This window comes from Micromonospora tarensis (genome assembly GCF_016803395.1).
Taxonomy (GTDB): Bacteria; Actinomycetota; Actinomycetes; order Mycobacteriales; family Micromonosporaceae; genus Micromonospora; species Micromonospora tarensis.
The window spans coordinates 1-12,927 of the sequence record NZ_JAEVHL010000068.1 but is presented as its reverse complement, the minus strand read 5'-3'; the positions used below and the strand labels follow the sequence as shown (position 1 = coordinate 12,927).

The window sequence follows — 12,927 nt, the reverse complement described above, 5'->3', positions numbered from 1 at the left end:
AAAGCCAATCCGAATCTGGAATTTGAGGATCATTCCACGGAGGGGTTTCTGTCATAGCTCCTACCGAGCGAAGAGCGCACGCCAAGTGGGATTCTCTAGGCCCACTCGAACCGACAAATCGAGGAGCAGACGACGCAACTTGTGTTCGCTCTGAGGAGACACTTCCCCTGTGAGCACTTCGTGGCCGTCCTGGTCCGACGCATAGAAAAGGGCATTACCTTCGCCGTCGACCTCGATTTCGATCCTCTGCTTGCGCGCGTGCCACTCCGCGAGCACTCCGCCCTCTCCATCAGGAGACAAGAACGGAAACACCGTGCGTCTGTCTGAGACCTTCTGCAGAAACTCGAACATTGAGATTACAGCATCTGTGGTGCATGGCTCGCCACCCTCGCCGTCCCAGTCATAAGGGAGAGACCGCAGATGATGCAGTTTGACCTCTGCATAACGCAACAGTTCGTACGGAGAGCTTGCGGCCTTGACTCTAGGTCGGTTAGAGCGAAGTTCAGGCTGCGACTCATAGACGTACCAGACGCCGGTAGACGAGTCCGGGCGCATGCAGGAGTCACGTGCTGTTGTAGATCGTGAATATGAACCGGACCCAATTAGCCCATGCTGCTTGGCGTGTGCGGCGCTTCCATAGCTAGACATCCTCACTACGCAACCCCCACCTCGTCCTCATGTCGTCGTTCGTCAGTTCCAGGAACTTTTTAACAACAGCATCGTGAGCGATTGCTAGTGACCGATCAATGATTGAGGAGTCTTCAAGGGAGATGGTCCCCTCAAGTTCAAGAGACGCACATGGGTCATCCCGCTCCCGATCCCGATCAAACGAAGGATCGACCAAGATCGTCAGAGCAACATCTTCCTCAAGTTCAGGTGAGCAGTAGTGCAGCCGAAGGCCAGCCAATTCCGGCGGATCCAGTTGTGCCATAGATGTCCGCCAGTTGGTAAGGATGCCAACGGCGAGACTTTCGGGCAGCACGCCTTCTATCAAGTTCGTATATGAGACGTAAATGTCAGTAGGATTGACCTCTTGAGCGAGTGAACTAGAGACTGCTCGACGGAACTCCTCGAAGCGCAGTAGCAGTTCTGCTGAGAGTTCGTCATAGCCCGGATACGTTTTCGGCCCTTGATGGAAGCGCCACACGACACTAAATCGATCATTCTGAAGCTCGATCGTCTGATCGCCCCGAGCGTTCGTAAAAGCGGTCAGCGGCATTGGCCAGAACGAATTCCCGCCAAGATACTGATGCATAGGTGCATCGCCCCGCAAAGGCGGACGGGGTGGCACCTCGCTGACCTTTGGGTACGCATCCTTCCAATCGACACGAAGTTGGGCGAGGTTGAGAGATTGCAAAGTAGCAACTCGCTCGAAAAACACAGTTAGGCTCACTTCGCGGACAGGTGGCTCCTCGAAGCGGAGATCACTTACCATGTTGAGCGCTCCTACCCTGATCTGCGGCTACCACCCACCCTAACGACCGAGCATAGTGGATGGTGTCCGCTACTTGTCTCCTCTTAGAGCGATGATCAATCAACTTTTGGGTTCTTGACGCAGCCTCACGCCGACGTGACGGTCCCACGCGAACCTCTAGAGGTCCAGCTTGGAGGGCCCAGGACCAGGCAAAGCGGCCGATATTCGAACGGACGTTCGGCATGCCCTCGTAGATCAACTCGGCCGCACAGCAAGGAAGTGCAGCAGGCATCCGGCTACTGGAACTCAAGCGAACCAGCAGGGACCATGCGCGGCCTGCAGTGAGGTCTTGCGGCCCTGATAGCAGGCCATGGGCCCGGATTGAAGACAAGATCCGGAGCCTGCTGAAATGATCAAGCAGTGCGGGCGGGAAGTCGTAGCTCTATACGCCCTGGTGGGGACGAGAATTAGCTCAGCGGTCGCTGCACCCGTCCGAAGCCCTGTGGCCCGGCGGCAGCCGAGCGTCAGCGGTCGGGACCCTCTGGTCGAAACGCCTGCTTCCGGGACCCTTTGGCCGATGGGCATGGACGAGGACAGCCAATACGGTCCAAAGTATGGGCTGGATCAAGGACGCCAAGGCCACGGCTATCGCCAAGGAGGCGACGCGAGCGATTGAGGAGGGGCGCAGGGTCTTCATCGCGCGAATCAATGTTGGTATGACTCATCACTTGATGTCTGGCAGCGTGCCTGGCTTCGCCGAGCAGATTGAGGCGGTCGAGGATGCTGGCTGGCGGTTGGACCAAATGAGCTTCTGTCAAGACGCAAAGGACAAGCCCGAAGGCTACTTCCTGTTCCGCCGTGCGTAACCACTCGACCGCCGTGCCACACTCAGCAGCCGGCACGACGATGGCGGGCTAGCTAGCTGTACTGCCCAGGGACGTTGGTCAACCTGGTGATGGGTGGTTGGCCTTTGGTGGCGGTGTGGGGTCGGTGGTGGTTGTAGTGGTGGAGCCAGGCGGGTAGGGCTGCTCGGCGGGCGTGTTCTGAGCTGTAGAAACGTCGTTTCGCCCAGCTGTCGGTCATGGTGCGGTGGAAGCGTTCGATTTTGCCGTTGGTTTGGGGCCGGTAGGGGCGGGTCTTCTTCGGGCGGATGCCGAGTTGGTGGCAGGCGTCGCGCCAGGCGTGTGATTTGTAGGCCGAGCCGTTGTCGGACAGGACGCGTTCGATGGTGATGCCTCGCTCGGCGAACCAGGCGACGGCGTTGTGGAGTACGTTGACCGCGGTCAGGGCGGTCTCGTCGTCGCGGATCTCGGCGTAGGCGACGCGGGAGTGATCGTCGATGACGGTGTGCACGAACGCCGTGCCGATGCGCGGGTCGTAGTGGGTGTTGCGGGCGCCGGTGCGGTGGGCGGTGCGTCGCCGATGGCGTTCGCCCTGGGCTCGGCCGACGTAGCGCCAGCCGCCGCCATCGGGGATGTTGCCGTACTTCTTCACGTCGACGTGCAGCATCGCGCCAGGCCGGTCGTGTTCATAGCGGCGGATCGGCTCGCCGGTGGCGCGGTCGATGTGCGTCAGCCGGTTGATCCGGCAGCGGGTCAGAACGGCGTGCACGGTCGAAGCGGGCATGGCCAGTTGGCCGGCGATCTGCACGGGCCCGAGGCGTTGTTTCCACCGCAGGTGCACGATCTTGCGCACCACAGGCTGGGCGGTCCTCGTGGGGCTGTGGTGCGGGCGCGACGACCGGTCATCCATTGCGGCGGGCCCGTGCTCGGCATACCGCACCGCCCAACGTTTCGCAGTCGCCCAGGACACGTCATAACGTTCAGCCGCCCGGGCGACCGGCCAGCCCTCATCAACGATCAGACGCGCCAGACGAAGACGTGCACGAGGAGTCAAAGCGGCGTTAGCGTGGGACACGAAGGCCTCCTGTTGCCGGAGCGGTTCCTAGACAGCTCCACTCCACAACCGGAGGCCTTCACCTACCAACGACATCAAATCGTGTCGTCACAAAATCTCGACCAACGTCCCTGGGCAGTACAGCTAGCGGGGAGACGGACACTGTTCCGAGCTGACGAAGTTCCCTAGACGGCGGCGGACCTTATGCACCGGAGCTTGTAAGCGGGATGTCTCGCTCCCCCGTATCGTCCCCCGCCGCTGCCGATTTCTTCTGTTCTGGATCAAGGCGCCGCGCTCCGCGCGACGCGGGCGGGGAGCCGGCCGGCGGCAAGCCGCCCCGGCCGCCTCCGGCGCCGGGGCGGAGAGCCACCGACTACCGCCGGACCGCCGCCCGAAGTCCGCTAATCCAGACGCAGCACGACGGCCAGGCGGCACGGAAGCCGGCAGGTCGACCTGATCGAGGGCGAGGGCTTCCGACTGCCGCGCCAGTCCAAACTCGGGACTGGCTTGCCCCCGGGCTACTTACGCAGCCAGCTAAGTCCGCAGCAGGCCTCAGCCGGCGCTCCAGGTGCGATCGCGCCTGGCCAGCAACTCCCGGAGCACGGGCGTTCGCAGCCCCCAGAGGGGTCCTGAGAGGCAAGATCGACTGCCCACCATCTGCCCACAACCAGTCGTCATCGGCTGGACCCCGCTGGACTTGACTAGATCAACGACAACGGCCCCTGATCAGCATCTCTGCTGGTCAGGGGCGTGTCTGCACCTGGTGGCGGGTAGAGGATTCGAACCTCTGAAGCTTTCGCGACGGATTTACAGTCCGCTCCCATTGGCCGCTCGGGCAACCCGCCAGGGCACCCCACCGCGTCGCAACGCGGCGGCGACAGCAAGAATAGCGGCTACCCCTGGGACCGACGCAACCGGGTACGGTCAGGGGGTCGTGCCGCTGGTCGGCGGCCGACGGCAAGCCCAGACCGCCGGACAGCAGGAGCAGAAACATGGCAGCGAACCCGTCGTTCGACATCGTGAGCAAGGTCGACCGCCAGGAGGTCGACAACGCCCTCCGGCAGGCGGAGAAGGAGCTTTCGACGCGGTTCGACTTCCGCGGCACGGGCGCGGAGATCTCCTGGTCCGGCGAGGAGGCGATTGGCATTCAGGCGGAGACCGAGGAGCGGGTTCGCGCCGCGCTGGACGTGTTCAAGGAGAAGCTGGTCAAGCGGAACATCTCGCTGAAGTCGCTGGACGCCGGTGAGCCCCGCCCGTCGGGCAAGATCTTCAAGATCGACTGCAAGGTGATCCAGGGCATCGAGACGGACAAGGCCAAGGCGATCAGCAAGAAGATCCGCGACGAGGGCCCCAAGGGTGTGCAGGCGCAGATCCAGGGCGACCAGCTGCGGGTCACCGGCAAGAAGCGGGACGATCTTCAGGCGGTCATCGCGCTGCTGAAGGGCGAGGACTTCGGGGTCGCCCTCCAGTTCAACAACTACCGGTAGGAGCGGCTTCCCCGACCTGCCTGGTGATCAGGTCGGCCACGACTCGTCTCCCCGGCAGGCGTCGTCACCAGTGGTCGTCGCTGGTCGCCTCCGATCGGCCTCGGCGGCCTGGGGACGGCCCGCCCCAAAGCGGACTTTGGTGGCGAACTCGCCACACCGGTGTCGGGGCGACGGGCTATCGGGACCCCCTAGTCGCTCGGCGGGTGGGCGCGTCCGTTGACCGGGTTATGCGTCAGCCTGTCCCGGCCGGAGCGCCGGGCTGACTTGCCGGCCTCCGGACAGTGCCCTCACCAGGGTGGCGACGAGGACGGCTGACGCGATGGTCAGCACCACCGCCACCGGAGCGATGTGCTCCGTCTGCCACTCCAGATCGCCTGCGGTGATGGCCGTTTGATCGACGCCGAAGATGTCCCACGACGATGGCAGCAACGAGGCTGGGTACCACAGCGCCGCGTATGAGTACGGCAGGCCGACACCACCGTTGAGCGTCCAGTAACCGAACCCGTCGTAGCTCAGCGCACTGTCCACGACGACCGCCGCGTCGCAGGCCACCAGGGCCGCGACACCCAGCAGCACGACCGCGCTCCTGGTGTGCCCCCACCTCGCCAGCCGGATCGCCAGATACCCGCCGACGCCGAGGAGCGCCGCCCAGACGCTTGCGGTGAGTGCCTCGATCGGCAGGTACTCCGGACGTAGTTCGTGCGCGAACAGCACAAGGCACGGCACGGCGGCGACCCACAACAGACCAATCCGCTTGACCATCGACCGGGTTGCATCCATGCCGCGAAGCTACCGTAGGCCGATGCGCGTCATGGGGCAGAGAGTTTGACGGGCGGTACGGCGGGCGCACTGTCGACACGACCCTCAGCTCACCCTGGCGACGGCCTCGCCGACAACTAGCGGCGGCCCGAACGGGTCAGGCCGTCAGCGGACGACGCGGTACCAGTGCGCGCTCTCCCCGGGGATCGGCGCCAGCCGCACCCGCTCACCGCCACTGTCGTCGAACATGCGCACCCCGTCGCCGAGCAGCACCGGCGTGAAGAGGATCAGGATCTCGTCGAGCAACCCGGCCCGGAGGCACTGTCTGGCGACGTCCGCGCCGAGGACGTTCACGTACCCCTCGCCCGCTGCCTCCCTGGCCTGCGTGACGGCGCTGTGCAGGTCGCCGACGAACGTGACGCCCGGGGGTGGCTCGACCGGCGGCCGGTGGGTCAGTACGAACACCGGCCCGTGGTACCGGCCGCCGAAGGCACCCTCACTGTCGGTGCCGCGGTTCGGGTCGTCGCCGCCGTAGGTGCGGTTGCCGGCCAGGATCGCCCCGACGTTGGCCAGTAGCCGCTCCGCCGCGGGGTCCGGGCCCGTGAGGTGCTCGGTCAGCCAGGACATGTCTCCGCCCGGACCGGCGATGTAGCCGTCCAGCGACGCCGCCGCCGAGTACAGCAGCTTGGCCATGGGACTCCTCTTTCCGACAGTCGGTGGCTACCAAACCCTTGCATCCGGTACCCGGGTACAGGCTTACCGTCGAATGGTGAGCGACGAACACCCAACGGCCAGTGTGGCCTGGGTTCCCGATGTCTGCCGCCTACCGACCATGGAGCGTCCCATTCGCCTCGCCGAGTTCGACCGCTTCTTCGCCGAAGCGGTCCGGCGGTTCGACCGGCCGTCCGCGCACCGTCTGCGGCTGCACCTCGACGGCACGCCGGAGGTGGAGCGCGCCGCGCGGGACCTGTGCGCCCGGGAGTCAGCCTGCTGTTCGTTCTTCACCTTCGAGATCACCAGGGGCGGCCCCGACGCGCTGACGATGGAGGTGCGGGTCCCGGAGAGCCACGAGGGCGTCCTCGACGCCATCGCGCAGCGGGCGCAACCGCCTGGCCCGCTACCGACGGTACGAACAAACAGCACCTCACCGTCGGGCCCGGACGGGCACTGGTTGCGTAGCGGTCAGTTGGCCGCCGTGGCGGGGGTGAACCCGCAGACCCTGCGCTACTACGAGCGACGTGGCCTGCTCGGCGCGCCCCGGCGGTCACCGGGCGGGCACCGGCTGTACGCGGCGGAGTCCGTCGCCCGGTTGCGGATCATCAAGACGGCTCAGCGCCTCGGCTTCACCCTGGACGAGGTCGCCGACCTGCTCGACGCCGGTCGACGTCGGCATCCGGCCGGTTCCGGTCTGGCGGGCCGGGTCACGGCGAAGATCGCCGAGGTGGAGCGGAGCCTGGCCGATCTCACGGCCACTCGGGACGCGCTGCGGGCGGCTGTCGCGGCCGGCTGCGACGACCTGAGCGTCTGCGCCGACAGCCCGTGCTGCCCCCTGCCGTTCCCGGAGGCGGCCCACCCCGCCGAGGCAGTCCACCCCGCCGACGCCAGCACCCGGTGAGATCGACTCGGTTTCCTTGATTTCGGGGCATCCCCTGCCTCGAGACACCGCGACTTCCTGAAAACCGAGTCGATCAAAGCCCGCCCACACGCCCAGCGCCGGGCGGCCGGCACCGCGTCGGTCAAAGCCCGCGCCCAGCGCCGGGGGTCGACACCGAGCGGTCAAAGCGCGCCCAGACGCCGCGCCCGGTCAGACGGTGACGGGCTGTTCGGCGCGTACCGCAGTGGTTTCCGCACGGGCGATGGGCCCGGCGGGTAGCGCGGCGACCGCGGCCCCGACGGCGACCGCCGCCCCGGCGAACAGGAAGGCCCACCGGACGCCACCGGCGTGGTCCACGATCAGGCCGGCCACCGAGCCACCGGCGGCGCTCGCCGCCACCGCCACGGTGACCACCCAGGTGTACGCCTCGTTCAACATGCCGGTCGGGGCGATCCGGCCGACCAGGGTGTTCTCCAGGGTCAGCGCGGGTGCGATGGTGGCCCCGCCGGCGACCAGCGCGACGCCCAACGCCAGCGGGGTGGGCATCACCGCGAACACCACGAAGGTGCCGGCCAGCGCGGCGAGCAGCAGGGCGAACTGCCTTGTCATGTTCGGTGCCGGCTTGCGGACGCCGAACCAGAAGCCGCCGATGGCACTGCCGACCCCCCAGACCGCGAGCAGGATGCCGGCCAGGCTCTCCGGGTCGTCCGTGGTGTGGCCGCTCGCGTACGCCGGGACGATCACTCCGGCGGCACCGAAGGCGATGCCCAGGCCGGCGACGCAGACCAGCAGGGCCGGGAATCCGGCGACCCGCAGCGGGCCGAGCCCACGGGCGTGGTGTTCGCGGGGGTGCGGGCGCCAGCCGCGCATGACCCGGCCGAGGGCCACGGCGGTGGTACCGATCAGGGTGACCACTGCCGCGCCGATCAGCGCCGCCGCCGCGTCGGCGATCAGGACGAAGCCGGCGACGAGCAGCGGGCCGAGCACGAAGACGATCTCGAAGAGGGTGGTCTCGGCGGCCAGCGCTGTGTTGCGCAGGGCGTACCGCCCGGAGGTGGGGGCGGTCAGGTCGTTCCAGGCGCCGCGGATGGCGGCGGTGAGCGGCGGGAAGGTGGCACCGGCCACGCCTGACGCGAGGTAGATGGCGGGTAGCGCGTCGTCACCCGAGCGGCTGGCCAGCAGCAGGCCGGTGAGCGCCAGTGGGTGGGCCACGGCGGTGACCAGCAGGACGGGGCTCGGGCCGACCCGGTCGGCGATCCGCCCGGCCACCGGGCTGAGCGCGGCACCGGCGATGGCGTAGATCCCGCCCGCGACGGCGGCCAGCGCGTACCGCCCGGTCACCTGTTCGACCACCAGCAGCAGCGCCAGCGGGGTCATGCCGATGCCGAGCCGCCCGATGATGCCGGTGATCAGCAGCATCGGCGCGCCCGGGATCTGCCAGACACCCAGGTACTGACGCAGCGCGGCCACGGTGAACCTCCCCAAGATTGTAATGAGCGTGAGCCCGTAACGACCCTAACGTTGTGACCCGACCGGAAGACACCGGATATCCAACCCGAACCCCTCACACGGCACTCCGCCCGTACCCGGTGCGGCCGGGTACGGGCGGAGTGCGGGATTCAGTCGGGGTCAGCGCTGAACCTGCACCGGCCCCGCGTTGGCGGCCATCTGCTCCAGCCGGGCGACGCGGTCCTCCATCTTCGGGTGGGTGGCGAAGAGCGCGGCCACCCCGCCACCCCGGAACGGGTTGGCGATCATGAGGTGCGCGGTGCTGGTGAGCTGCCCCTCGGCCGGCAGCGGCCGACGCCGGGCCACCGCGTCGATCTTGCGGAGTGCGCTGGCCAGGGCGAGCGGGTCACGGCTCAACTCGGCCCCCGAGGCATCCGCCTGGAATTCGCGGCTCCGGCTGATCGCCAACTGGATCACCGTGGCCGCGATCGGACCCAGGATCAGGGTGAGCAGCAGCACGGCCGGGTTCGGCCGGTCCTCGTCGTCCCCGCCGCCCAGCGGGATGAAGAAGGCGAGGTTCGCCAGCAGGGTGATGATGCTGGCCAGGCCAGCCGCCACGCTGGAGATCAGGATGTCCCGGTTGTAGACGTGCGACAACTCGTGCCCGATCACCCCGCGCAGCTCGCGGTAGTCGAGGATCTCGGTGATGCCCTGCGTCACGCAGACCGCCGCGTGCTGCGGGTTACGACCCGTCGCGAACGCGTTGGGTTGCGCGGTCGGGCTGACGTAGAGCCGGGGCATCGGCTGCCGGGCGTCGGCCGCCAACTCCCGCACCATCCGGTACAGCTCGGGGAACTGCGCCTCGCTGACCGGTTGCGCCCCCATCGAGCGCAGTGCGATCTTGTCGGAGTAGAAGTAGGAAACGCCGTTCATGACCAGCGACACGAGGACGGCGATGACCAGACCGCCGCTGCCGCCGAACCAGTAACCCACCGCGAGGATCAGGGCGGAGAGCAGGCCGAGCAGCGCCGCGGTCTTCAGACGGTTGTGGTGCACGATGTCTCCTTCGGTGCACGGATCGCCGGGATCCGCTGACCGGTGTAACAACCCGGTACCCACCAACCATCCGTTACAACGCTGAGAGTTGACTGAGACTCATCCGCGCAGGTCAGCGGCCGGCCAGGTCGAGCACCAGCTGCGGCGCGACGCCGAGCACCACGGCGGCCACCGTCGCCGCCGCCAGCACCACCGCCAGCACACCCACCAGGGGTACGGCCACCGCGCCGCCGGTCGGGGCGGCGGGAGCCGGAGCCCAGAGCGCGGCGGTCACCCGCAGGTAGTAGGCGAGCCCGATCACCGCGTTCAGCGCCACCACCAGCGCCAGCCAGGTCGCGCCACCGTCCAGCAGCGCCCGCACCACAGTCACCTTCGCGAACAGCCCGGCCAACCCCGGCGGCAAACCGGCCAGACCCACCAGGGCGAGACCGAACGCCGCGGCCCGCCACGGGTGCCGGCGGGCCGCCCCGCGCAGGTCGTCCACGGTGCCGCCGTCCGCACCCGTCGGCCGCAACGCGGTCAGCCCGGCGAAAGCGGCCAGCTCCACCACCACGAAGAAGACGGCGTACGCGACGGCGGCGGCGTACGCGGCGGAGCGTGCCTCGTCGGTGCGCCCGGCGGCCAGCGCCAGCGCGCCCAGCGGGGCGAGGATGTAGCCGGCCTGCGCGACGGACGACCAGGCGAGCAGCCGGACGGTCCGCCGCTGCCGCAGGGCAACCAGGTTGCCGACCGTCATGGTGAGCACCGCGAGCAGGGCGAGCACCGGGCCGGTCTGCTCCGCCGGCAGCGCCCGCTGCACCACGGCGAGCAGTGCGACCAGGCCACCCAGCTTCGACGCCGTGGACAGGTACGCGGCCACCGGCAGCGGCGCGCCGTCGTAGGTGGTCGGCGCCCAGGCGTGGAACGGCACCGCCGCCACCTTGAAGGCCAACCCGACCAGCAGCACCGCCACCGCCGCGGTGGTCAGCGGCAACTCCCGCAGCTCCGAGCGTTCGGCGAGCACCGCGCCGAGCCGGTCCAGGTGCAGGCTTCCGGTCACCGCGTACAGCAGGGCCGCGCCGAGCAGGGTCAGCGTGGTCGCCACCACGCTGACCACGAAGAAGGTCAACGCCGCCTCGGCGCTCGCCAGGCTCCCCCGACGCAACCCGACCAGCACGTACAGCGGCAGGGTCAGCGTCTCCAGGGCGACGATCAGTGTGATCAGGTCGCCGGCCGCGCCGAGCACCACGCCGCCGGTCATCGAGCAGACCAGCAGGAAGCTGTACTCCCCCACCGGTGACCGCCCGGCCCGCAGCGCCGGCACGGACAGCCCGAGCACGCCCACTGTGAGCAGTGCGACCACCGCACCGACCAGTGCGGCCCGCCCGCCGAAGACCCAGGAACAGTCGGCGCCCACACAGAACGTCCGGCGCTCCGCGCCCGCGCCGACCACCGCGGAGCCGACGGCGGTGCCGAGCGCGCCGAGCGCGGCCACCGCGATGGTGGCCCGTGGCCGGGCCAGCACCAGGTCGGTGATGAGCACCAGCACGGCGGTGCCGGCCGCCAGGTAGGCCGGCAGCAGCGCGACGCTGTCCACGCTCTGCACGACGTTCACCGGTGCACCACCCCGATCAGGGCGTCGACGGGGGCTTCGGCAACGCCGAGGACCAGCGTCGGCGCCAGCCCGATGGCCAACGCGAGCAACACCAGCGGCAGCCACGCGGTCAGCTCCGCACCGGCCAGGCCGGGGCCGACCTGCCCGACCGCCGGACTCGGCCGGTGGTGGGTGACCTGCCGCAGCAGCCGCAGGAAGTACGCGGCGGTGAGCGCCCCGCCGACCGCCGCCAGCACCCCGAGGGTGGTCCACAGCGGGCCGCCCACCTGCAGCGCGGCGACCACCGCGAACGCCTCGCCCCAGAAGCCGGCCAACCCGGGCAGGCCGAGCGACGCGATCGCCGCGAACGCGAGCAGGCCGGCCAACCGGGGCGCGGTCTCGCGCAGCCCGGACAACTCGGCGAGGGTGCCCGTGCCGGTGCGGTCCTTCACCGCACCGGCCAGGAAGAACAGCAGGCCGGTGATCACCCCGTGCGCGACGTTGCCGATCAGCGCCGCCTGGATGCCGGTGGCGGTCAGCGTGGCGACGCCCAACAGCACGAAGCCCATGTGCCCCACGCTTGAGTACGCGATCAGCCGCTTCACGTCCGCCTGCGCCAGGCAGACCAGCGAGCCGATCAGGATCGCGGCGACCGCCAGCACGCCGAGCACCGGGGCCGCCCAGCGGGCACCCTCCGGCGCCACCCCCACCGCGACCCGGATCAGCCCGTACGTGCCCATCTTGAGCAGCACCCCGGCCAGCACGACACTGCCGACCGTGGGGGCCTGGGTGTGCGCGTCGGGCAGCCAGGAGTGCAGCGGCCAGAGCGGGCTCTTCACCGCGAACGCCAGCGCGAGCACTGTGAACGCGGCCAACTGGGTGCCTCGGGACAACCCCGCGCCACCGGTCAACGTCACCAGGTCGGCGGTGCCGGCGGCGGCGACCACGACGTACACGCCGACCAGCAGCAGCACCGAACCGAAGAGCGTGTAGAGCGCGAACTTGCGGGCCGCCCGACGCCGCTCCGGACCACCCCAACCGGCGATGATCGCGTACATCGGCAGCAGGACGACCTCGAAGAAGAGGAAGAACAGCACCAGGTCCAGGGCGAGGAAGGTGCCCAGGATGCCGACCTCGACCACCAGCAGCAACGCGACAAGAGCCCGGCCGTTGCCGCCGCCGGGCACCCGCCACACCGTGTACCCGCAGCAGAGCAGTGTGAGCAGCGCGGTCAACACCACAAGCGGCCAGGAGATGCCGTCGACGCCGAGGTGGAAGCGCACCTCCAGGCCCGGCACCCAGGGCAGGTCCAGTTGGTGCCAGGGACGCACCGCCGGGGCGTCGGCCGACCAGCCGAACCAGCCCCGGCCGCCGAACACCAGCGGCACCGCGGCCAGCAGGGTCAGCGCCGCCGCGACAGCGCCGACCAGCCGGGCCGCCCGGTCCCGGGGGGTGGCCGCCACCGCGACCGCGCCCAACGCCGGCACCGCCAGCACGGCGACCAGCAACACCTGCCCGACACTCATCGGACCGCCTTCGTTCGCGACTGCGGGGCTCGCAAACCCGGCTCACTCCTCGCGCTCACCGGACGCCTCCGATCAGGGCGGCGGCCAGACCGATCAGCAGCGCCTCCGGCCAGCACACTGGCGGCGGCCCGGGGCAGCGCCGCCCGGTGCAGCGCGGCCAGCGCCGCGCCCAG

General features: G+C 68.8%; 12 protein-coding genes and 1 tRNA gene. 3 read left to right on the top strand and 10 right to left on the bottom strand.

Annotated elements, in window-relative coordinates; translation table 11 throughout:
• Window positions 1–60: 60 nt before the first annotated feature.
• Both JM949_RS15620 and JM949_RS15615 read right to left on the bottom strand, forming a co-directional pair.
• Window positions 61–351, bottom strand: coding sequence for a hypothetical protein (locus JM949_RS15620; RefSeq protein WP_203149198.1), 291 nt, complete (start codon window positions 349–351; stop codon window positions 61–63).
• 289 nt (window positions 352–640) lie between these two features.
• Entirely contained in the window at window positions 641–1,435 is a 795-nt protein-coding gene (locus tag JM949_RS15615) for a TIGR04255 family protein (RefSeq protein WP_203149197.1), read from the bottom strand.
• 593 nt (window positions 1,436–2,028) lie between these two features.
• On the opposite strand from JM949_RS15615, the gene JM949_RS15610 reads away from it, so the two are divergent.
• Entirely contained in the window at window positions 2,029–2,280 is a 252-nt protein-coding gene (locus JM949_RS15610) for a hypothetical protein (protein WP_203149196.1), read from the top strand.
• A 52-nt stretch (window positions 2,281–2,332) separates the two neighbouring features.
• Here the strand turns inward: JM949_RS15610 and JM949_RS15605 are convergent, their stop codons facing one another.
• The gene (locus tag JM949_RS15605; protein WP_203149195.1) at window positions 2,333–3,331 is read right to left on the bottom strand and encodes an IS481 family transposase; all 999 of its coding nucleotides are present in this window, start codon (window positions 3,329–3,331) and stop codon (window positions 2,333–2,335) included.
• 740 nt (window positions 3,332–4,071) lie between these two features.
• Window positions 4,072–4,155: transfer RNA gene (locus JM949_RS15600), tRNA-Tyr, on the bottom strand.
• 147 nt (window positions 4,156–4,302) lie between these two features.
• Between JM949_RS15600 and JM949_RS15595 the strand changes: the two genes are divergently transcribed.
• Window positions 4,303–4,797 (top strand): YajQ family cyclic di-GMP-binding protein, encoded by a 495-nt coding sequence (locus JM949_RS15595; protein ID WP_203149194.1) that lies wholly within the window; start codon window positions 4,303–4,305, stop codon window positions 4,795–4,797.
• Window positions 4,798–5,022: 225 nt separating this feature from the next.
• On the opposite strand, the gene JM949_RS15590 is transcribed toward JM949_RS15595, so the two are convergent.
• Together JM949_RS15590 and JM949_RS15585 are read right to left on the bottom strand one after the other, a co-directional pair.
• Window positions 5,023–5,577: a hypothetical protein gene (locus JM949_RS15590; RefSeq protein WP_203149193.1), complete on the bottom strand. Its 555-nt coding sequence runs from the start codon at window positions 5,575–5,577 to the stop codon at window positions 5,023–5,025.
• 144 nt (window positions 5,578–5,721) lie between these two features.
• Window positions 5,722–6,249, bottom strand: a complete 528-nt coding sequence (locus JM949_RS15585) for a dihydrofolate reductase family protein (protein ID WP_203149192.1) — start codon at window positions 6,247–6,249, stop codon at window positions 5,722–5,724.
• 139 nt (window positions 6,250–6,388) lie between these two features.
• Here JM949_RS15585 and JM949_RS39480 point away from each other — a divergent pair, with 139 nt between their 5' ends.
• Entirely contained in the window at window positions 6,389–7,171 is a 783-nt protein-coding gene (locus JM949_RS39480) for a MerR family transcriptional regulator (protein WP_238433234.1), read from the top strand.
• A 189-nt stretch (window positions 7,172–7,360) separates the two neighbouring features.
• Here the strand turns inward: JM949_RS39480 and JM949_RS15575 are convergent, their stop codons facing one another.
• The 4 genes from JM949_RS15575 to JM949_RS15560 all read right to left on the bottom strand — a co-directional run bounded on the left by JM949_RS15575 (window position 7,361) and on the right by JM949_RS15560 (window position 12,754).
• On the bottom strand, window positions 7,361–8,620 hold the full coding sequence (locus JM949_RS15575; RefSeq protein WP_203149191.1) for an MFS transporter: 1,260 nt from the start codon (window positions 8,618–8,620) through the stop codon (window positions 7,361–7,363).
• A gap of 159 nt (window positions 8,621–8,779) precedes the next feature.
• Window positions 8,780–9,655: a zinc metalloprotease HtpX gene (gene htpX / locus JM949_RS15570; protein WP_203149190.1), complete on the bottom strand. Its 876-nt coding sequence runs from the start codon at window positions 9,653–9,655 to the stop codon at window positions 8,780–8,782.
• A gap of 112 nt (window positions 9,656–9,767) precedes the next feature.
• The gene (locus JM949_RS15565; protein ID WP_203149189.1) at window positions 9,768–11,249 is read right to left on the bottom strand and encodes an NADH-quinone oxidoreductase subunit N; all 1,482 of its coding nucleotides are present in this window, start codon (window positions 11,247–11,249) and stop codon (window positions 9,768–9,770) included.
• The gene (locus tag JM949_RS15560) at window positions 11,246–12,754 is read right to left on the bottom strand and encodes a complex I subunit 4 family protein (protein ID WP_203149188.1); all 1,509 of its coding nucleotides are present in this window, start codon (window positions 12,752–12,754) and stop codon (window positions 11,246–11,248) included. The genes JM949_RS15565 and JM949_RS15560 overlap by 4 nt, the downstream gene beginning before the upstream one ends.
• Window positions 12,755–12,927: the final 173 nt, after the last annotated feature.

What these genes read in the sequence shown, in the direction of transcription:
- JM949_RS15620 (WP_203149198.1), bottom strand. Translation starts at nt 351, where the DNA reads ATGTTCGAGTTTCTGCAGAAGGTCTCAGACAGACGCACGGTGTTTCCG.
- JM949_RS15615 (WP_203149197.1), bottom strand. Translation starts at nt 1,435, where the DNA reads ATGGTAAGTGATCTCCGCTTCGAGGAGCCACCTGTCCGCGAAGTGAGC.
- JM949_RS15610 (WP_203149196.1), top strand. Translation starts at nt 2,029, where the DNA reads ATGGGCTGGATCAAGGACGCCAAGGCCACGGCTATCGCCAAGGAGGCG.
- JM949_RS15595 (WP_203149194.1), top strand. Translation starts at nt 4,303, where the DNA reads ATGGCAGCGAACCCGTCGTTCGACATCGTGAGCAAGGTCGACCGCCAG.
- JM949_RS15590 (WP_203149193.1), bottom strand. Translation starts at nt 5,577, where the DNA reads ATGGATGCAACCCGGTCGATGGTCAAGCGGATTGGTCTGTTGTGGGTC.
- JM949_RS15585 (WP_203149192.1), bottom strand. Translation starts at nt 6,249, where the DNA reads ATGGCCAAGCTGCTGTACTCGGCGGCGGCGTCGCTGGACGGCTACATC.
- JM949_RS39480 (WP_238433234.1), top strand. Translation starts at nt 6,389, where the DNA reads ATGGAGCGTCCCATTCGCCTCGCCGAGTTCGACCGCTTCTTCGCCGAA.
- JM949_RS15560 (WP_203149188.1), bottom strand. Translation starts at nt 12,754, where the DNA reads ATGAGTGTCGGGCAGGTGTTGCTGGTCGCCGTGCTGGCGGTGCCGGCG.